This window comes from Litoreibacter sp. GN1-5, assembly GCF_055693805.1.
The window spans coordinates 2,939,892-2,958,336 of sequence record NZ_JBVFUP010000001.1 but is presented as its reverse complement, the minus strand read 5'-3'; the positions used below and the strand labels follow the sequence as shown (position 1 = coordinate 2,958,336).

The following is an 18,445-nucleotide window of genomic DNA, read 5'->3' as shown; positions in this document are numbered from 1 at the left end:
AGGCTCTGACCCCCCGCGCATAGTAATTCTTTGGCTCAAATACCCCGGTTAGAGGCATAGGGTCTTCAGAAAAATCTAGCCACCCCAGATATAAATAGCTGCGAAAAGGAACAACCAGACCACATCAACAAAGTGCCAGTACCAAGCGGCGGCCTCAAACCCTACATGCTTTTCAGGGGTAAAGTGACCTTTATAAACACGGATCAAACAGACAGCGAGAAAGATTGTCCCGATAATAACATGGAAACCATGGAAGCCAGTCGCCATGAAAAAGTTGGCCCCGTAGATATTGCCCGAGAAACCAAAGGCTGCATGGCTATACTCATAGGCTTGGAAAGCCGTGAAAATCACACCCAAAACGATTGCCAAGATAAGCCCGTTTTTCAGGTCTTTACGGTTGTTTTCATGAACCAGAGCATGGTGTGCCCAAGTTGCCGCCGCACCAGAGCATAGCAGGATCAAGGTGTTAATCAGTGGCAAATGCCATGGATCGAAGGTCTCGATCCCTGCGGGCGGCCACTGCCCGTCAATACCGGGGCTATCGGGGCCCATTGGGTACATGGCATGTTTGAAGAAAGACCAGAACCAGGCGACGAAGAACATCACCTCAGACATGATAAAGAAGATGAAACCATAGCGCAGGCCGATCCGCACGACAGGGGTGTGGTCGCCGACCTGGCTTTCTTCGACCATCTCGGACCACCAGCTGAACATGACATAAAGCACAAGGGCCAAGCCAATCAGAAAGCCCCATGGTCCGTTGTCATGGAACCACAAAACTGCACCGGAGAGCATGATGAAACCGCCCAGCGCGCCAAGAAGTGGGTTAATGGATGGGGGCAGAATATGGTAATCGTGGTTTTTTGCGTGCGCCATTGCGGTCCCTCGTTCGGACTTAGTTGATATCTGTATCGGACTTTACGTCCAACGCGGCCTGCGCTTCCGGCAGGTCAATTTCATAAAACGTATAGCTGAGTGTGATATTCTCAGCAAACTTCCCGTCAGGGTCATTCACAATATCGGGGTCGACATAGAAAGTCACCGGCATCTGAACCCGCTCACCCGGTTGCAGCACCTGTTCTTCGAAGCAGAAACAGGCAATTTTGACGAAGAAACCACCAGCCGTAAATGGAAAGACGTTATAACTGGCAGAACCAGCAATAGGCCGGTCGGTGGGGTTATAGGCCTCATAAAAGGCCAATCCGGTCTCACCAATACGCACTTCCATTTCGCGCTGCATTGGTTTGAATTGCCACGCCATCCCGCTGTCAAGAGAGCCATCAAAGCGGATTTTTATGGTCTGGTCGAGGATCACATCTGACTCGGCCTCGGCTTCCAGAGTCGTGCCGCCATATCCTGTCACGCGGCAGAACCAGTCATAAAGAGGAACAGAAGCAAAGGCCAATGCACCCATCGTTGTGACCATAGCAACTAACATGGCAAGCGTGCGATGCTTCGGGTCAAGATGTTTGAACATCAGTTACCCTCCCCGCTCGTCGTGATGGAAGGACGAACGCTATGATCATAGGCTTCCAAAGACGCACCGTTTGAAATTTTAACGATCGTCAAGCCGAAGACGATGGCGACAAACCCTAACAACACCAAACCAATGCCAATGTTACGGCCAAAGCGGCGTGTATGTAGTTCGTGCTCCACCTTCAAAACCATCTCTACCAAGCCCCCATGCCGGATTTGATCCAGATCGCTTGCGCCAATAGCGCACCGAAATGCAGGAACAGATAACTTAGCGACAGGCGAAAGAATTTACGCTCCGCTGCATACGTATCTCCGTCTGCGGCATCTTCATCGCGCTGCCAAAGCTGCCATGCCCCAATCAGGAATCGGGCATTCAACACAAGTGCTGCGGCCAGATAGATCCAGCCACCAATGGTGGTGAAAGCCAGTCCAATGGCGACCGGAGCAAGAAGCATTGTGTAAATCAGAATTTGTTTGCGGGTCTCTCGCCGGCCATGGGTAACAGTCAGCATTGGCACACCCGCTTTGGAGTAATCCTCGTTCATGAACAGCGCCAATGCCCAGAAATGAGGGGGGTCCACATAAAGATTAGGGCGAACATCAGCACGCTTTCAACGGACATCCCACCTGTCGCAACAGCCCAACCGATCATCGGGGAAAAGCCCCGGCAGCGCCACCAATAACGATGTTCTGCGGTGTCCAGCGTTTCAACCAGATCGTATAGATGACGGCGTAGAAGAAGATCGTGAAGGCTAAAAGCCCCGCTGCAACCCAATTTGATGCCAATCCCAGCATCATGACCGAGATGAAGGACAGCCATATCCCAATACTCAGCGCCTCGCCCGGTTGCACCTTGCCAGATGGAACAGGGCGGTTGCGCGTACGCCGCATGATCACATCAATATCGCGATCATACCACATATTCAGAGCCCCAGAGGCCCCGCCGCCAAGTGCAATGAACAAAATCGCCACGAACGCGATAAAGGGATGAACCGACACAGGTGCTACAAACACACCGACAGCCGCAGTGAACACAACCAACGACATGACACGCGGCTTTAGCAGCGCTACATAATCGCCGAACTGCGCTTCACCCGTTTCTATCTGTTGTGTTGCGTCCGTCATGATCCCCTCTCGGCAGCCGTAGCAGGCCTAAACACCCTGTCTTAGTCAGCCGAGGCCACTTTGGTTTCAAGCGGTGTGCCTGCATATTCCTCAATCGCACCTTCAAGCCAAGCGTCATATTCCGCTTGCGTGACCACTTTCACGGTAATCGGCATATAGGCATGGGCTTGACCGCAGAGCTCAGAACACTGACCGAAATATATGCCTTCTTTGCCTTCTTCAACGTTGAACCAAAGTGCCGCCAGACGACCGGGAACTGCATCCTGTTTTACACCAAAGGCAGGGATCGTCCATGAATGGATCACATCCGCACCTGTTACCTGCATAACGATATCTTTGCCGGACGGAACAACCACCGCAGTATCTGTCGCCAGTAGGAATTCATCGTCAGAATACCCAGCTTCCTGCAATTCCGCACTTACGTCAGGTGTCAGGCGGTTTTCACCTGCCCCGATCATGAAGCTGTCAAAGCCAAATTCGTGATCGACATACTCATAGCCCCAGTACCATTGATACCCTGTGACTTTGATCACGATATCCCCTTCGGGAATACGTTGCTGTTTGAACAGAATTGGCAAAGAGAACGCCGCGATGAACACAAGGATCAGGACGGGAACAATCGTCCACGCAACTTCAAGTGGAGAGTTATGGGTAAACGTCGCAGGCGTTGGGTTTGCGCGTCGGTTAAATCGCACAATCGCAGCAGCCATCAAAGCCACAACAAATAGCGTTATAACAGTGATGATAATCAGAATAAAAGCATCCAACCAATGGATATCCGCTGCCAGTTCCGTCACTGCCGGTTGAAAACCTGTCAGCTTGTCAACGGGCTTGCCTATAATTTCAAGATCACTCAAAGCGTCTTGTGCCTTGGCACCGGTCGCAGCCAGCGCCACACTTAGCCCAGCAAAAAGCGTTGAAAATCGCATGTATGTCTTCCCGTTTCTCAGGGGGTCACGGCAATTTGCGCGGAATCCCCCGTTGCGTCCTCTGCTGGAGAAACCATATTAACCTGCAAGGAGCAAGCATCAGACGCTTCTACGCGCTAGGATGCCGCAGGTTTTTTGCCAAAATGGAAGGTGCCGACCCATGATCAGAACTATATCCGATGATTTTCGCCCGTTTGACACCAAACTGGACAGGGACCAAGCACTGAAAATTTTGCAAAACGCTACAAATGGCGCCGATGATGGTGAGCTATTTTTGGAACGCAAGCGCGGTGAAATCTTCGTCTTTGATGATAGCCGCCTGAAAACCGCAAGCTACGATGCTTCGGAAGGGTTTGGGCTGCGCGCCGTCAAAGGCGAAACTGCGGGTTATGCCCATGCGACCGAGATCAGCGAGCAGGCCTTGCTGCGCGCCTCAGAAACCGCGCGGCTTGCGATTGGGGCGGGCGGTGGCACACTTGCGGCAGCTCCACAGGCCACCAACCAGAAGCTTTATTCCGATGCAGATCCGATGCAGGGCTTTACGTTCCCGGCGAAGGTTGAACTGCTGCGCGAGATTGATGCCTTTGCGCGCGATTTGGACACACGCGTTGTTCAGGTTTCGGCAACGCTGGCAGCGTCTCATCAGGAGGTTGCGATTCTGCGTCCCGATGGCACGCTGGTAACGGATGACCGCCCCATGACGCGTCTGAATGTCAGCGTGATTATTGAACAGAACGGCAAACGTGAAAGCGGCAGTGTTGGCGGTGGTGGACGGTATATGCTCGACGGTCTGATGGCCCATGAGCATTGGCAAGGACTGGTGCGCGAGGCATTGCGGATTGCTGTCGTAAACCTTGATGCCGAACCTGCACCTGCTGGCGTGATGGATGTGGTGCTTGGCCCCGGATGGCCCGGCATTTTGCTGCACGAAGCTATCGGCCACGGATTGGAAGGTGACTTTAACCGTAAGAAAACTTCGGCCTTTGCCGGGCTTATGGATCAACAGATCGCAGCTAAGGGCGTGACGGTGCTGGATGACGGGACCATCCCGGATCGCCGAGGCTCGATCACTGTCGATGATGAAGGTACGCCCAGCGCAAAAAATGTGCTGATAGAAGACGGAGTATTGGTCGGCTACATGCAGGACCGGCAAAATGCCCGGTTGATGGGTGTGAAACCAACCGGCAATGGACGGCGTCAAAGCTATGCCCACACGCCGATGCCGCGCATGACCAACACCTATATGCTTGGCGGCAACGCTGAACCCGAGGCTATTGTGAATGACCTCAAAGACGGCATTTATGCCGTTGGCTTTGGTGGCGGTCAGGTGGACATCACGAATGGCAAATTCGTGTTTTCCTGTACCGAAGCCTACCGGGTCAAAGACGGTGTGGTTGGCGCTCCGGTCAAGGGGGCCACGCTGATTGGCGACGGCGCCACGGCGCTGAAACAAATCCGCGCGATCGGCAATGACATGGCACTGGATCCTGGCATGGGCAATTGCGGCAAACAGGGTCAATGGGTGCCAGTGGGTGTGGGCCAACCCACCCTAATGATCGGTGGCCTGACCGTAGGGGGATCAGCCGCATGACCACTATTCGGCAAGCCTCGCCCGAGGAACTGCCTGCATTGACTGATCTTTGGTATCAGGGCTGGACTGAAGCGCATGCGGCCCATGTTCCAAAGGAATTACTGGCCTTACGCTCCCGCGACAGCTTTCTGCCGCGCCTTCAGAAAATGGAGGATCGCTTGCGGGTCTCAGGTCCGGCAGGCCAGCCAGTTGGCTTATGCGCTATCAAAGAAGGTGAGTTGGATCAGCTTTTCGTCGACCCAGCCGCGCGCGGTACAGGCCTTGCCCAAAAGCTATTAGCGGATGGCGAAGCGCGACTGGCGGCCTCTGGCATATCAAAAGCGCGCTTACTTTGCTTGCCGCAGAATCAACGCGCCGCGCAGTTCTATGAGAAATGCGGCTGGGTTGCCAAAGGTGTAGAGGTGGACAAGGTTGATACTGTGGATGGCCCATTTCCACTGGAAGTAATCATTTTCGAAAAAATTTTGTAAGACGCTGTATTTTCAGCTGCTCTTCACCTTCCCTTAACCCCTGATAGGCCAATGTCGCTCTCAATGATTGGACGGAGCAACGATGGCCAGCGACCTGCTGTCTACCCCACCCCCCTCGCACCCCCAAAGACTCAGGGCGAGATGGCGTCGTGGCTTCGTCTGATCAGATCACGCCGGGTCGGTGTATCCACATTCTTTCGCCTGATGACAGAATACGGGTCTGCCGATAAGGCCCTTGAAGCTTTGCCAGAAATCGCCTCGGCCGCAGGTGTCAGCAAATACACGTGCTGCCCGCTGCATATCGCAGAACAGGAAATCACGACAGGCCAACGCGCAGATGCGCGGATGCTGTTTTATGGTGCGCCAGATTATCCAAAAGCGTTGTATGACCTGCACGATCCGCCACCGATTCTTTGGGCTTTGGGGGATGCCGACCTGCTTACCCGCCCCGCTGTCGCGCTTGTCGGTGCACGTAATGCGTCATCGCTTGGAACACGTATGTCCAAGGCCTTGGCTTCCGGATTGGGGGAGGCCGGGTTTGTCACAGTGTCAGGTCTGGCCCGCGGCATTGATACTGCGGCTCATATCGCCGCTTTGCCCCACGGCACCATCGCTGTTCAGGCTGGCGGTGTGGATGTGATCTATCCGACAGAGAACCTGCAACTTCACGACAATATAAAGGCAAGTGGTTTGCGCCTGTCGGAACAACCGATCGGCTTGCAACCCCAGGCGCGCGACTTTCCGCGACGCAATCGGATCATCTCGGGGCTTGCCCGTGCGGTTGTTGTGATCGAAGCGGCGGCAAAATCCGGCAGTCTGATCACCGCCCGCAATGCACTGGATCAAGGCCGCGACGTTCTGGTCGTACCGGGGCACCCGCTGGATGGACGCTCTGCGGGGTGCAACATGTTGATCCGCGACGGGGCCAGTCTGATCCGATCTGTCGACGATATTCGTGAAGCCATTGAGGCCCCTGATCTCACCACACAACCCACTATGTCAAAGCCTGAACCGCCCCAACAAGCTCAACCTGTGCCTGCGGGACAAGTCGATACGAAAATCCTGAATTTGCTTGGTCCAACACCCGTTGCCGAGGATCAACTGATCCGCGATCTGGCCCTGCCGACACATATGGTTGTGCCGCAACTGACCACGCTTGAGCTGCAAGGCAAGATCACAAGGCAGCCGGGCGGGCTGCTGAGCCTCGCCCGCTGATTGCGCAGATCTAGCGGCGCAAGGACAACCCCACACCGCCCAGAACCAACACGCTTGCAATAACGAAACGAAGTGACAGTGCTTCTTCCAGAAACACGATGCCGCCCAGCAAAGCGATCACCGGCACGGCTAGCTGAGCCGTTGCGGCCACTGTTGTCTCTAGCTTTGGTAGAATGTTGTACCACAGCGCGTAACCCAGCGCTGACGTAATTGCCCCGGATACAATCGCAGCGAACAGACCAATCCAGCTCGCCTCTGGCATCCCAAGAAACACCTGCACACCGGCCAAAACGACAGCGGCGGCTACAAAATTTGCAGCTGTCACAGCCAGCGGATCTTCTGCCCCACGCCCGGCAAGTGTATAAACACCCCATCCAATACCAGCAGCAGCCATTAACGCGCCACCAATCAGGTCAGGCGCAACGTCACCCGCAGGCCAAAGTAGATAGATCAGCCCGCCAAAAGCCGTTGCCGCACCTGCCCAACGCATGAAAGGTATTGCATCGCCGCCGCGCAGTGCGGTGCCGAACATTGTCATCTGCACGACGCCGAACAAGATCAGCGCCCCGACACCTGCATCAAGCGTAATGTAGGCCATTGAGAACCCGATCAGATACACAACCAACGATCCGGTTCCGACCAGATTGAACTTCAAGCGCGTTAAACGCCCCCAGTCCCGCGCAACGACCAAAATAGCCAGCATTGCCGCGCCTGCACAGACCCTTATCACCGCAAAGCCGAAGGGCTGCATCCCTCCGTCGGACACTCCAAGCTTGTTCAGTACCGAATTGGCCGCGAAGGCCACCATAGTCAGAGCTGTGAGTAAGAAAATACGCATAGGTCTTTAGACAAGCCCTTTTTCAGACTTGCAAGACAGCACTGGCAAGCGGGCTCTCACCTTATAGCGAGGTGAAGTTTATCAAACCTCATCAAAAGCCGCTGGATAAATCAGCGTCTTCTCGGGCGCATCATCGCCGGCGCCTGCCAGCAATGTATTTTCAATTGGATAAGGCGATATCAGCTTGGATGCCCGTTCGCATGAAAATCCGCATTCTTCATAAAAATCGACGTCTCCCAAAACGACCAATACCCTGTCCTGATCCAAAGCATGCTGCACCATGGCTGAAACCAGCTCATGACCGACGCCCTGTCCTTGCCAATGCGGGCTTACGGCAACCGGGGCCAGACATAACCATCCGTCGGGGGCGTCCAGTTCGCTGACAGCAGCATAGGCAATCAGTTGACCGCCTGCCACGGTGACACATTCTGATACCACACGGTTTGCATGACGCAGCTCTTTGACAAGCCGTATCTCATCCAATCCTTTGAAGGCATGGAACAACAAAGTGTCCACATCCACCATCTCTTCTGGCTTCAGATCGCGCATTTCCCGTGTGAAATCATTCATAATGTGCCTTTCAGAAGAAAAAGGGCCCGACCAATGGCCAAGCCCCTTCCCGATAACCATAAAGCAGTGTGATGACTGCGTTTCCGAAGCTTTGCAAGCCTCGGAAATCGCTTACATCATGCCGCCCATACCGCCCATGTCAGGCATTCCGCCACCAGGTGCGGCACCTTCTTTAGAAGGCTTGTCAGCAACCATGGCTTCTGTTGTGATCAACAGGCCAGCAATGGAAGCGGCATCCTGCAGAGCTGTGCGAACAACTTTGGCTGGGTCAATCACACCGAATTTGAACATGTCGCCATATTCTTCGGTTTGCGCGTTGAAGCCGAATGTTGCGTCGTCGCTCTCGCGAATTTTGCCAGCAACAACCGAGCCGTCAACGCCGGAGTTTTCAGCAATCTGACGCAGCGGGGATTCCAGCGCTTTACGCACGATGGTAATACCGATGTTCTGGTCAGAATTCGCGCCTTCCAGTTTGGCCAGCGCTTTCGCCGCCTGAACCAGAGCAACACCGCCGCCCACAACGATACCTTCCTGCACGGCCGCACGGGTCGCGTTCAGGGCATCGTCAACGCGGTCTTTGCGTTCTTTGACTTCAACTTCGGTCATGCCGCCAACGCGGATAACAGCAACACCGCCTGCCAGTTTGGCAACACGCTCTTGCAGCTTTTCACGGTCGTAGTCAGACGTGGTTTCTTCGATTTGCTGACGGATCTGCGAAACGCGAGCTTCGATTTCCGCCTTCTCGCCTGCACCGTCGATCACGGTCGTCTCGTCTTTGGTGATTGTGACGCGCTTGGCTGTGCCCAGCATGTCCATCGTCACCGACTCAAGCTTCATGCCCAGATCGTCCGAGATCACCTGACCGCCGGTCAGAATGGCTATGTCCTGCAACATGGCTTTGCGGCGATCGCCAAAACCAGGTGCTTTGACAGCTGCGATTTTCAGGCCGCCGCGCAGTTTGTTGACAACCAGCGTTGCCAGGGCTTCACCCTCGACATCTTCAGCAATGATCATCAACGGTTTGCCAGACTGAATAACGGCTTCAAGAAGCGGAACCATTGGTTGCAGCGAAGACAGTTTCTTCTCGTGCAGAAGGATCAGCGCATCGTCCAGCTCAGTCGTCATCTTGTCAGGGTTGGTGACAAAGTAAGGCGACAGGTAGCCACGGTCGAACTGCATGCCTTCAACAACATCGGTTTCTGTTTCCAGACCTTTGTTCTCTTCAACAGTGATGACGCCTTCGTTGCCAACCTTCTGCATGGCACCAGCGATTTGCGCGCCGATTTCGTCTTCGCCATTGGCAGAGATCGTACCAACCTGCGCGACTTCGTCGCTGTCTTTGACTTCACGAGCAGCAGCTTTGATAGATTCGACAACGGTGTTTGTTGCCAGATCGATGCCGCGCTTCAGGTCCATCGGGTTCATGCCAGCAGCAACCGATTTCATACCTTCGCGAACGATGGCCTGGGCCAGAACGGTCGCAGTCGTGGTGCCGTCACCAGCTTCGTCATTGGTACGCGAGGCCACTTCTTTGACCATTTGTGCGCCCATGTTTTCGAACTTGTCTTCAAGTTCGATCTCTTTAGCAACCGATACACCGTCTTTGGTGATGCGTGGTGCGCCGAAAGATTTGTCCAGAACCACGTTGCGGCCTTTTGGGCCTAGCGTGACTTTGACGGCGTCAGCCAGAATGTTGACACCGCGCAGCATTTTGTTGCGGGCGTCGGTATCGAATTTGACGTCTTTAGCAGCCATTTTCATGTGCTCCTTAGAATTTGGTTATGTCGTTGAGAACAATCTGTAGAGCGGGTCAGACCCACGCTTCTATCAGGAAAGAATACCCAGAATGTCGCTCTCTTTCATCATCAACAGCTCTTCGCCATCAACCGTGACTTCTGTGCCGGACCATTTACCAAACAGAATTTTGTCACCGTCTTTGACAGCCATCTCGATCAGCTCACCACTGTCTTTACGTGCGCCGTCGCCACATGCAACAACAACGCCTTCGGCGGGTTTTTCTTTTGCTGTATCGGGTATAATCAACCCGCCAGCGGTTTTCTCATCGCTTTCCGTGCGGCGAACCAGCACGCGGTCATGAAGCGGTTTCAATGCCATCCTTAAAGCTCCTTGGCTTAAAGTTACTCCCAAGCCTGACCTGAACTGATCCGATCAGACTGTTAGCACTCAGCTTAGTTGAGTGCTAACGCGGTTTAGCTAAGGAGTCCCCTACTGACTGTCAACAGCTTGACCGGCAGAAAAGTGACTATTCCTGAGGTCAGGTTTCCATTGCTTGAGACAGTGACAGGAATCGGTTACGTGACGTCCAATCGTCACGGCCTTGGAGGGCTGATTATGAAACAATTCATGCGAGCGGAAGCGCTACTTTCAAAAGGCTGAATAGCCCCTGACAGCACTTTGGCTGACACGTCAGCCATTCCTCCACCATAGACGAGTATCATGACATGTTTTCCCAGATACGGGCGATTGCTGTCTTATTGTGCAGCAAACTGTCCTTTGAAATTATCAAGGCATCTGACAGGCCACCTTTGTCCCACGGCTACCCGCCCATCACATTTGGGCCGCGTCCACCCCCGTTGCATGCCCTTCCCAAAGTGCAACAGGGCGCGGGCGAATGATCCACGTCTTTTATGTCTTTTCCAACGCACCCTGATAGGCACAAAGCGCGTCATGGCCTTTGGGTGTCAGAGTGTAGATGCCTGTCTCGACCCGCTCGAACCAGCCGTAGTGGTCTGCGGCCATGATCCGTGTCGCAACGACAACTTCTGTTGCTTTGGCGACAACAGCACCTTTGCTGGCCCCATGCGCCGACAAATATTGCGCACAGCGCAGTGCATCTTGGCGATACGCTGTAATCAACCCGACACGTGTCGCGCCACCTGTATTCGGATCACCAACCCGCCGCGCGAATTCCCGCAACAGACGACCTTTTCGCTGCTTTGATTGACGCGGCTTGTACGGTGCCGGGTCCAGATGCACTTCAACAAGACTATCCCGCAATCTTACCGTGATCAGACCAAGGCCCAGGCGTCGACACAATGCCTTGTTGTCTTTCAATGCTTTCAAAAAGCGCTTCCCGGGGATCCGTGGCACAGCGATATAGACGTCATCCGAAATGCTTTGCCGGGCGATGCCTTGATGAAACAAGCTTAGCGAAAAGCTTGTTTTAAGCTCCACAATTACAGGATCTTCGTCGCCTCGGCAGGCGAGCACATCACAGGCCACGATCTCAGCCTTTACCTCATATCCTTGACCCTCAAGGAAGGATTTGACGGGTGCGTATAGCTCCGTTTCACGCATAGGCTTGCCTGTCTTTTCCCCCAAGCATGAGCAATACCGCGCGATGATCAAGTCCCCGCTGCACAAATATGCGCAGCGGGGTGCGCTGTCACCGTCCTCCGGTTCGGCCAGGGAACAGCTTGGGCCTGCCACCTTTACACGCTAGATTGGCGCGCGAACCCTGTGGCAGGCGACTGGATTGCGGATCAAAGCCCGGTTTGGCGGCTTTGCCCGTTAGGGTGGGTTTGGGCAAAGCGCTATTGGTCCCGCTCTTGCGGGGTGTTTTCTTGTTCTTGGGCATGGGGTGCCCTTTCATCTTGAAGAATGGATAGAGCCGTGCCAACAGGCACGGCACGTGCGGACCCCGAGTAGGGGGTTAGCCGAGATAGTCCATTGTCAGGATGCTCCTGTGAAAAAGGGATGCGCTTATGCGCAAATGCTGGCGACTGTGGTTAGACTGTCTTGTCCATTGTCAGGGCGCTCCTTTTTCAGATTATGCATCTATATAACGGATGGCTGGCAAGATCAAACCCAACCGCACCTGTAGGTGGGTGACAAGGTCAGACACCCTGCCTATAAGGACGGCAAAATCTGACCCATTAGGATAGACAACATGACCACGCTGATCTTTGGCCATAAATCCCCTGACACTGACAGCACCGGCTCTCCGCTGATCTGGGAATGGTTTGTGAACCATCAAGGAGGTGACGCCAAAGCGGTGCTTCTGGGCACACCTAACACCGAGGCTGCTTTCATGTTGAAGCGCTGGAACCTCACCCAGCCCGAGATCATCTCGGATGTGACGGTTGGACAACCCTGCATTGTCGTTGACACCAACAATCCGGCCGAGCTTCCCGATGCGATCAACAGCGCTGATATCCGTGCCATCATCGACCATCACAAGCTGGTAGGTGGTCTGGAAACGGCTGGTCCGATTGACATCACGATCCGCCCGCTCGCCTGTACGGCCACAATCATGCATGATCTGATGGGCGATCATGCAGACCATATGCCGGACCAGATCAAAGGTGCGATGCTGTCCTGCATTCTGTCCGATACGCTGGAATTCCGGTCGCCAACCACAACACCAGTCGACAAAGCGCTGGCTGAAAGTCTTGCAAAAGATCTGGGGATCAACATCCCCGACTATGCAGCCGAGATGTTTGCCGCGAAATCCGATGTCTCCGCCTTTTCTGACGCCGAACTGCTGCGTATGGACAGCAAAGAATATGCCGTAGGCGACACCAAGTTCCGCGTCTCGGTGCTGGAGACCACTGCCCCCAAAACCGTGCTGGACCGCAAGGAAAGCCTGATGGCATCCATGGCTCAGGTGGCGCAGGAAGATGGTGTGGATCAGGTCCTGTTGTTCATCGTTGATATCCTGAATGAAGAAGCCACGATGCTGATCCCGAATGACCTTAGCAAAACCGTCGCCGAAAAGTCCTTTGATACGGCAGTCTCAGGCAATAGCGTGGTTCTGCCCGGTATCATGAGCCGCAAGAAACAGATCATCCCAAACCTGAAAGTCTGATATGCTTCTTGACACACCCCTATGCGATTTCGGTTGGCAAGCGCCCGATTTCACTTTGCAAGACCCGGATGGCCAATCCTTTACAATGTCCGAACATCTGGGGCAGCATGGCCTGCTGGTGGCATTTCTGTGCAACCACTGCCCTTATGTGCAGGCCATCGCAGAGCGTTTTGCGCAAGACACTGATACGCTTATGGCCGAAGGCGTCAATGTGCTGGGCGTGATGTCCAATGACTACCACTTAGTGGCGTCTGACAGCCCACCTGAGATGAAGCGGTTTGCTCAAAGATCAGGTTGGCAGTTTCCCTATCTGGTGGACGAGGATCAATCGGTCGGCAAGGCTTATGGTGCCGTGTGCACCCCGGACTTCTTTGGCTTCAACAAGGATGGCGCTTTACAATATCGCGGCCGTCTTGATGATGCGCGCATGGGTGACGCCGCAGGGCGCACGCCCGAGCTTCTGAATGCCATGCGCCAGATCGCTCAAACTGGTGAAGGCCCGCGCCAGCAAAACCCGTCTATGGGCTGCTCAATCAAATGGAATTAATCGAATAATCCTGTGCAAACAGGAAAATATCTACCGATACCGTCAACGGGTGCAAAAGGCTAACAGCACCACATTCACGCCCAGCCACACTCACCTCTTGCGGAGCCAAAATGACCCAGATCATCACCCATCTATCCGAGATCTCTGAACGTTACGACGCGCTGTTCGTCGATCTCTGGGGCTGCATACATAATGGGCTGGACCCTTTCCCCAGCGCCGTGAAAGCTATGCAGGATTATCGCGCCAAGGGGGGTGCGGTCATTTTCGTTACGAATGCGCCGCGGCATCGGGCAAGTGTCGAGGTGCAACTTGGTAAGATCGGCGTGGCCAAAGATAGCTGGGACGACATCGCAACCTCTGGCGATAGTGCGCGATTTGCCATGTATCAGGGTGTTGCCGGCGAAAAAGTCTATTTCATTGGCCAGCCCCATGACCAGAACTTCTTTGACCCGCTGCATATCGTTGAAAACCCTGCACCGATTCAGCAAGTCCCGCTTGATCAAGCCGAAGGTATTGTGTGCTGCGGCCCATTTGACCCGCTGGCTGATCCCGAGATCAATCGTGCCGATTTCTTGTATGCCAAGCAAAAGGGTTTGAAGCTGCTCTGTGCAAATCCCGACATTGTCGTCGACCGCGGCGAAAGCCGCGAATGGTGCGCGGGCGCGCTGGCGAAGCTTTATACTGAAATGGGCGGTGAGAGCCTCTATTTCGGCAAGCCTCATCCTCCTATTTATGATCTTGCCCGCCGTAGATTGGCAGCTTTGGGTAAAGATATATCGGACGCGCGGATTCTGGCGATAGGGGACGGCGTGCTGACTGATATTCGTGGCGCAATGGGTGAGGATATCGATTCTCTGTTCATCTCGGGTGGCCTTGCAGCGCAAGAGACGAAAACAATCGATCAGCCGGACCCTGCGCTACTAAGCGCTTATTTGGAAAAGGAAATGGTTAATCCAACCTATACGATTGGCAGGCTGCGATAGGCTGTATTGCTCTTGATTTTTCTGCGCATGCAAAGTAATTAAGTTACAAATACACGGCCAATCAGGTCCGAAAGTTACTTAATGGGTGATCATATGCTCGATAATTTACCACGTGGTACGATCTGTATCGAGGATATTGAGATCGGTATGAAACGGCATTTGCGCAAGCAGGTCACTGATCGCGACATCGAGCTGTTTGCCGAAGTCTCAACCGACCATAACCCAGTACATCTGGACGACAGCTATGCACAGGATACGATCTTTGAGGGTCGTATTGCCCATGGCATGCTGACAGCCGGGCTGATCTCGGCCGTGATCGGTGAGCAGCTTCCAGGCCATGGCACCGTTTACCTTGGGCAATCCCTTAAATTTCTGGCCCCTGTGCGCCCTGGGGATATGGTTATGGCAGAGGTTGAGGTGACTGAAATCGACCACGCCAAACGCCGCGTCACCATGCACACCCGCTGCGAAGTGGACGGCAAGAACGTGCTAAAAGGTGAGGCTGTGGTCCTGGCGCCAAGCCGCAAATTCGACTGAGACTTGCACCCGCTTGACCGGACGGTTACGCAATCCCCATGCGGATCATTCGGGATTACCAATTCGTAAGGCCAGAAGATCGCGGCGCTACTGCCGCGATTGGTAATTTTGACGGGCTACATATCGGCCATCAAGCCGTGATCAACATTGCCCGCGATGCCGCCCCAGACGCCCCCCTTGGGGTCGTTACGTTTGAGCCGCACCCGCGCGAATTCTTCACCTCTGACGCCCCGCCCTTTCGCCTGATGAATGCCGAAACCAAAGCCAACCGTTTAGAAAAACTGGGGGTTGAACGCCTTTATGAGCTGAATTTCAATGCCAGTCTGGCCAGTCTGACCGCTGAAGAATTCGCCCGCGATATAATTGCCAAGGGGCTCGGCCTGACGCATGTCGTCGTGGGCGCGGATTTCTGCTTTGGCAAGGGCCGCGCAGGGAATGCCAAACTGCTGCAAGAGTTCGGTGAAACCTATGGCTTTGGCGTCACGATAGCTCAACTTGTAGCTGGGGATCGTGGGCAAGTGTCTTCAACCAATATCCGTCAGGCGCTTAGCGATGGTCGCCCCGAGGATGCGTTTCGTATGCTGGGCCATTGGCACCGCATTGATGGCGAGGTTATCCGCGGCGAACAACGCGGTCGTGAGCTGGGCTATCCAACTGCAAACATGTCAATCGAAGGTCTACACCCGGCCAAATTCGGGGTCTATGCTGTGCTTGTCGATGTGCTGACCGGCCCACACAAGGGCAGCTATCATGGCGCGGCTTCCATTGGCGTGCGTCCGATGTTTGGTGAAAATCGTCCCAATTGCGAAACCTTCCTGTTTGATTTCAAAGGCGATCTTTATGGCGAACATCTCTCGGTTGCTTTGGTCGAATACCTGCGCGGGGAAGAGAAATTCGACGCCCTCAATGCACTGATTGCCCAGATGCAAGCAGATTGCACCCGCGCCCGCGATATACTGGCCCGCACATGACCGATCCGATCAATCGCAAGGGCTTACGCCCGAAATTCTGGGAAAACATCTCGCTCAGGAATCTGACGAGCGATGAATGGGAAGCACTATGCGATGGATGCGGCAAGTGCTGCCTGAACAAGCTGGAAGATGAAGACACGCAGGATGTTGCCTTCACCAGCATCGCGTGCCGCTTGCTGAACTGTGACACCTGTCGCTGCGCGCAATATGATATCCGCAAGCAATTCGTACCGGAATGCGTTGTCCTGACACCGGAAACCATCGGCGATGTCGCCTATTGGATGCCCGAAACTTGCGCATATCGGCTGCTTTATGAGGGCAAATCGCTTTATGACTGGCACCCGCTGATCTCGGGCACGGCGGAAACCGTGCATCAGGCCGGGGTGTCAGTCAAAGGCTGGACTACCCCCGAATTTGAGATCCCCGAAGATGAATGGGAAAATTACGTTATTGAGGAACCCGGCACATGAATTTCGCCTCTGACAATGCTGGCCCCATGCACCCGAAAGTGCTGGAGGCCCTGATTGCCGCAAATGACGGCACCCAGATGCCGTATGGAAATGATACGATCATGCAGGACGCGCGAGCGCACTTGCGCGATGTGTTCGAAGCGCCAGAGGCCGGGGTTTACATGGTCTCTACCGGCACAGCCGCCAACGCGCTTGCCCTCGCCACCTATGCCAAGCCTTGGGATGCCATTTTTTGCCACCGCACCGCGCATATTGAAGAAGATGAATGCGGCGCGCCTGAATTCTTTACCAATGGCGCGAAGCTTACCCTTGTGGACGGCGCAGATGGCAAAATGTCACCCGAAGCGCTGCGTGATAGCATCCTTGCAACGGGCGATAAGGGCGTTCATGGGGTGCAGCGTGGCCCGATCTCGCTGACGCAGGCGACCGAGCTTGGTACGGTTTATACGCTCAATGAATTGAAAGCGCTGACAGACATCGCAAAAGAATTCGGTCTCGCCACCCATCTGGACGGCGCACGTTTCGCCAATGCGCAAGTGGCGTTGGGTTGCTCAGCCGCAGATATGACGTGGAAAGCCGGTATAGACGTGGTCAGCTTTGGCGGCACAAAGAACGGCTGTATGATGACCGAAGCGGTCGTGATTTTTGATCCTGAAAAAGCGTGGGAGTTTGAGTTGCGCCGAAAACGAGGCGCGCATCTTTTGTCAAAACATCGCTACCTGTCCACGCAATTGCAGGCTTATTTGGCGGATGATCTATGGCTGACACTGGCAGAGCAGTCCAACACCGCCTGCGCCAAACTCGCCCGAGGCCTGCGCCAAATTGAAGGCGCAAAATTGCTTCATGAACCTGACGTCAACATGATCTTCGCCGAGCTGCCCCGTGGTGCGCACAAACGCGCGATGCAGGCTGGCGCGAAATACTACCTCTCGCCTTTTGATACACCTCTGGACGGCCCGGAGGACGATCTGATCGCGTGCCGTCTGGTTTGTGATTGGTCAAAAAAGGACGAAGACATTGATCAGCTGTTAGCGCTGCTCCGTTAAGGAATGACCAAAAGCATATGGCTGGCTTTTGGTTACAGTCTTACGTCGGAGAGTGTCATCAGAGCACCAATTTCTGCATCAATGGCACGATGCCAGCTATGCGGGGGCCGCCATTCAGAAAACTTTCGCGATCAATACATCGTCTGGCGGTAGCTATTCTCCAGATCAGCATCGAGCTTTTTGATGTCTTCCGGGCTGTCCGGAACGCCCGTAGTTTGATCGAGTACAATATTTATCAATGACGGCATTTTGCTGCGGTCCTGATGCTGACTTGGATCCCACAGCTTTGAGCGTCGAAACGCCTTTGCGCAATGAATGAACACTTCCTCAATGCTCACAACGATGGCGGTCGCTGGCAATCTGCCATTTACAGCCATTGTTGCAAGCAATTCCGGGTCACGGGTTATCTTTGCTGTCCCATTCACCCGCATCGTATCGTCAAATCCGGGAACCATGAACAACAAGCCAACGGAAGGGTTGGCTAAGATATTTGCTTGCGTATCCAGCCGATTATTCCCGGGACGGTCCGGAATAATGAGCGTTTTGTCATCAAGGATCTGAACAAAACCACATGGATCACCTCTGGGGCTGACATCCGCCAGCCCTTCTGGCGATTGTGTGCCGATGCACAAGAACGGTGATCGCGCCACAAACTCCTTCGAATGTTCGTCCAGGTGATCCAGACATTTTGCAATAGCAATGGCATGGGTTTCTGGAAACAACGCTCTCAGATCTTCTTCTGTCTCGACCAGATATTCCGGCTTCAAGTGCGTTTGTGGTGCCAAATGTTGTTCCTTTCAAAGCTTCGACCGCAAGCGCGACGACATGTACGCCGCCGCGGTCTCGTGA

The 18,445-nt window shown here is 54.2% G+C and carries 20 protein-coding genes and 1 pseudogene; 10 read left to right on the top strand and 11 right to left on the bottom strand.

Going from position 1 to position 18,445, the window contains the following annotated elements; all coding sequences use genetic code 11:
• Positions 1–75 precede the first annotated feature (75 nt).
• From ACZ1HF_RS14765 to coxB, 4 genes and pseudogenes are all read right to left on the bottom strand, one after another.
• Positions 76–876, bottom strand: coding sequence for a cytochrome c oxidase subunit 3 (locus ACZ1HF_RS14765; RefSeq protein WP_472658226.1), 801 nt, complete (start codon positions 874–876; stop codon positions 76–78).
• Positions 877–895: 19 nt separating this feature from the next.
• Positions 896–1,477: a cytochrome c oxidase assembly protein gene (locus tag ACZ1HF_RS14760; RefSeq protein ID WP_472658225.1), complete on the bottom strand. Its 582-nt coding sequence runs from the start codon at positions 1,475–1,477 to the stop codon at positions 896–898.
• Positions 1,478–1,670: 193 nt separating this feature from the next.
• A pseudogene (gene cyoE / locus ACZ1HF_RS14755) lies at positions 1,671–2,601 on the bottom strand (heme o synthase).
• Positions 2,602–2,642: 41 nt separating this feature from the next.
• Entirely contained in the window at positions 2,643–3,530 is an 888-nt protein-coding gene (coxB, locus tag ACZ1HF_RS14750; protein WP_472658224.1) for a cytochrome c oxidase subunit II, read from the bottom strand.
• A 160-nt stretch (positions 3,531–3,690) separates the two neighbouring features.
• On the opposite strand from coxB, the gene tldD reads away from it, so the two are divergent.
• From tldD to dprA, 3 genes are all read left to right on the top strand, one after another.
• Positions 3,691–5,121 carry a metalloprotease TldD gene (tldD, locus tag ACZ1HF_RS14745; RefSeq protein WP_472658223.1) on the top strand — a complete coding sequence of 477 codons (1,431 nt, stop codon included), beginning with the start codon at positions 3,691–3,693 and terminating at the stop codon, positions 5,119–5,121.
• Positions 5,118–5,591 (top strand): GNAT family N-acetyltransferase, encoded by a 474-nt coding sequence (locus tag ACZ1HF_RS14740; protein WP_472658222.1) that lies wholly within the window; start codon positions 5,118–5,120, stop codon positions 5,589–5,591. The genes tldD and ACZ1HF_RS14740 overlap by 4 nt, the downstream gene beginning before the upstream one ends.
• Positions 5,592–5,732: 141 nt before the next feature.
• Entirely contained in the window at positions 5,733–6,806 is a 1,074-nt protein-coding gene (dprA, locus tag ACZ1HF_RS14735) for a DNA-processing protein DprA (protein ID WP_472658221.1), read from the top strand.
• Positions 6,807–6,816: 10 nt separating this feature from the next.
• On the opposite strand, the gene ACZ1HF_RS14730 is transcribed toward dprA, so the two are convergent.
• From ACZ1HF_RS14730 to ACZ1HF_RS14705, 6 genes are all read right to left on the bottom strand, one after another.
• Positions 6,817–7,644 (bottom strand): DMT family transporter, encoded by an 828-nt coding sequence (locus ACZ1HF_RS14730; protein ID WP_472658220.1) that lies wholly within the window; start codon positions 7,642–7,644, stop codon positions 6,817–6,819.
• 81 nt (positions 7,645–7,725) lie between these two features.
• Positions 7,726–8,214: a GNAT family N-acetyltransferase gene (locus ACZ1HF_RS14725; protein ID WP_472658219.1), complete on the bottom strand. Its 489-nt coding sequence runs from the start codon at positions 8,212–8,214 to the stop codon at positions 7,726–7,728.
• A 111-nt stretch (positions 8,215–8,325) separates the two neighbouring features.
• The gene (groL, locus tag ACZ1HF_RS14720) at positions 8,326–9,969 is read right to left on the bottom strand and encodes a chaperonin GroEL (RefSeq protein ID WP_472658218.1); all 1,644 of its coding nucleotides are present in this window, start codon (positions 9,967–9,969) and stop codon (positions 8,326–8,328) included.
• A gap of 72 nt (positions 9,970–10,041) precedes the next feature.
• Complete coding sequence (locus tag ACZ1HF_RS14715; protein WP_472658217.1) at positions 10,042–10,329, bottom strand: co-chaperone GroES; 288 nt, start codon at positions 10,327–10,329, stop codon at positions 10,042–10,044.
• Between the two features lie 531 nt (positions 10,330–10,860).
• On the bottom strand, positions 10,861–11,532 hold the full coding sequence (locus ACZ1HF_RS14710; protein ID WP_472658216.1) for a DUF2161 domain-containing phosphodiesterase: 672 nt from the start codon (positions 11,530–11,532) through the stop codon (positions 10,861–10,863).
• 88 nt (positions 11,533–11,620) lie between these two features.
• Positions 11,621–11,812 carry a hypothetical protein gene (locus ACZ1HF_RS14705; RefSeq protein ID WP_472658215.1) on the bottom strand — a complete coding sequence of 64 codons (192 nt, stop codon included), beginning with the start codon at positions 11,810–11,812 and terminating at the stop codon, positions 11,621–11,623.
• A gap of 312 nt (positions 11,813–12,124) precedes the next feature.
• On the opposite strand from ACZ1HF_RS14705, the gene ACZ1HF_RS14700 reads away from it, so the two are divergent.
• The 7 genes from ACZ1HF_RS14700 (at position 12,125) to ACZ1HF_RS14670 (ending at position 17,596) form a co-directional block, all read left to right on the top strand.
• A complete protein-coding gene (locus ACZ1HF_RS14700; protein ID WP_472658214.1) occupies positions 12,125–13,042 on the top strand; it encodes a manganese-dependent inorganic pyrophosphatase in 918 nt (305 codons plus the stop codon).
• 1 nt (position 13,043) lies between these two features.
• Positions 13,044–13,589, top strand: coding sequence for a thioredoxin family protein (locus ACZ1HF_RS14695; RefSeq protein WP_472658213.1), 546 nt, complete (start codon positions 13,044–13,046; stop codon positions 13,587–13,589).
• 110 nt (positions 13,590–13,699) lie between these two features.
• Entirely contained in the window at positions 13,700–14,572 is an 873-nt protein-coding gene (locus tag ACZ1HF_RS14690; RefSeq protein ID WP_472658212.1) for a TIGR01459 family HAD-type hydrolase, read from the top strand.
• A 93-nt stretch (positions 14,573–14,665) separates the two neighbouring features.
• Positions 14,666–15,109: a MaoC family dehydratase gene (locus tag ACZ1HF_RS14685; protein WP_472658211.1), complete on the top strand. Its 444-nt coding sequence runs from the start codon at positions 14,666–14,668 to the stop codon at positions 15,107–15,109.
• 38 nt (positions 15,110–15,147) lie between these two features.
• Positions 15,148–16,080 carry a bifunctional riboflavin kinase/FAD synthetase gene (locus tag ACZ1HF_RS14680; protein ID WP_472658210.1) on the top strand — a complete coding sequence of 311 codons (933 nt, stop codon included), beginning with the start codon at positions 15,148–15,150 and terminating at the stop codon, positions 16,078–16,080.
• Positions 16,077–16,550 (top strand): YcgN family cysteine cluster protein, encoded by a 474-nt coding sequence (locus ACZ1HF_RS14675; protein ID WP_472658209.1) that lies wholly within the window; start codon positions 16,077–16,079, stop codon positions 16,548–16,550. The genes ACZ1HF_RS14680 and ACZ1HF_RS14675 overlap by 4 nt, the downstream gene beginning before the upstream one ends.
• A complete protein-coding gene (locus ACZ1HF_RS14670; RefSeq protein ID WP_472658208.1) occupies positions 16,547–17,596 on the top strand; it encodes a threonine aldolase family protein in 1,050 nt (349 codons plus the stop codon). The genes ACZ1HF_RS14675 and ACZ1HF_RS14670 overlap by 4 nt, the downstream gene beginning before the upstream one ends.
• Positions 17,597–17,727: 131 nt before the next feature.
• Here the strand turns inward: ACZ1HF_RS14670 and ACZ1HF_RS14665 are convergent, their stop codons facing one another.
• On the bottom strand, positions 17,728–18,381 hold the full coding sequence (locus tag ACZ1HF_RS14665) for a pyridoxamine 5'-phosphate oxidase family protein (RefSeq protein ID WP_472658207.1): 654 nt from the start codon (positions 18,379–18,381) through the stop codon (positions 17,728–17,730).
• Positions 18,382–18,445 lie beyond the last annotated feature (64 nt).

What these genes read in the sequence shown, in the direction of transcription:
- ACZ1HF_RS14765 (WP_472658226.1), bottom strand. Translation starts at nt 876, where the DNA reads ATGGCGCACGCAAAAAACCACGATTACCATATTCTGCCCCCATCCATT.
- ACZ1HF_RS14760 (WP_472658225.1), bottom strand. Translation starts at nt 1,477, where the DNA reads ATGTTCAAACATCTTGACCCGAAGCATCGCACGCTTGCCATGTTAGTT.
- coxB (WP_472658224.1), bottom strand. Translation starts at nt 3,530, where the DNA reads ATGCGATTTTCAACGCTTTTTGCTGGGCTAAGTGTGGCGCTGGCTGCG.
- tldD (WP_472658223.1), top strand. Translation starts at nt 3,691, where the DNA reads ATGATCAGAACTATATCCGATGATTTTCGCCCGTTTGACACCAAACTG.
- ACZ1HF_RS14740 (WP_472658222.1), top strand. Translation starts at nt 5,118, where the DNA reads ATGACCACTATTCGGCAAGCCTCGCCCGAGGAACTGCCTGCATTGACT.
- dprA (WP_472658221.1), top strand. Translation starts at nt 5,733, where the DNA reads ATGGCGTCGTGGCTTCGTCTGATCAGATCACGCCGGGTCGGTGTATCC.
- ACZ1HF_RS14730 (WP_472658220.1), bottom strand. Translation starts at nt 7,644, where the DNA reads ATGCGTATTTTCTTACTCACAGCTCTGACTATGGTGGCCTTCGCGGCC.
- ACZ1HF_RS14725 (WP_472658219.1), bottom strand. Translation starts at nt 8,214, where the DNA reads ATGAATGATTTCACACGGGAAATGCGCGATCTGAAGCCAGAAGAGATG.
- groL (WP_472658218.1), bottom strand. Translation starts at nt 9,969, where the DNA reads ATGGCTGCTAAAGACGTCAAATTCGATACCGACGCCCGCAACAAAATG.
- ACZ1HF_RS14715 (WP_472658217.1), bottom strand. Translation starts at nt 10,329, where the DNA reads ATGGCATTGAAACCGCTTCATGACCGCGTGCTGGTTCGCCGCACGGAA.
- ACZ1HF_RS14710 (WP_472658216.1), bottom strand. Translation starts at nt 11,532, where the DNA reads ATGCGTGAAACGGAGCTATACGCACCCGTCAAATCCTTCCTTGAGGGT.
- ACZ1HF_RS14705 (WP_472658215.1), bottom strand. Translation starts at nt 11,812, where the DNA reads ATGCCCAAGAACAAGAAAACACCCCGCAAGAGCGGGACCAATAGCGCT.
- ACZ1HF_RS14700 (WP_472658214.1), top strand. Translation starts at nt 12,125, where the DNA reads ATGACCACGCTGATCTTTGGCCATAAATCCCCTGACACTGACAGCACC.
- ACZ1HF_RS14695 (WP_472658213.1), top strand. Translation starts at nt 13,044, where the DNA reads ATGCTTCTTGACACACCCCTATGCGATTTCGGTTGGCAAGCGCCCGAT.
- ACZ1HF_RS14690 (WP_472658212.1), top strand. Translation starts at nt 13,700, where the DNA reads ATGACCCAGATCATCACCCATCTATCCGAGATCTCTGAACGTTACGAC.
- ACZ1HF_RS14685 (WP_472658211.1), top strand. Translation starts at nt 14,666, where the DNA reads ATGCTCGATAATTTACCACGTGGTACGATCTGTATCGAGGATATTGAG.
- ACZ1HF_RS14680 (WP_472658210.1), top strand. Translation starts at nt 15,148, where the DNA reads ATGCGGATCATTCGGGATTACCAATTCGTAAGGCCAGAAGATCGCGGC.
- ACZ1HF_RS14675 (WP_472658209.1), top strand. Translation starts at nt 16,077, where the DNA reads ATGACCGATCCGATCAATCGCAAGGGCTTACGCCCGAAATTCTGGGAA.
- ACZ1HF_RS14670 (WP_472658208.1), top strand. Translation starts at nt 16,547, where the DNA reads ATGAATTTCGCCTCTGACAATGCTGGCCCCATGCACCCGAAAGTGCTG.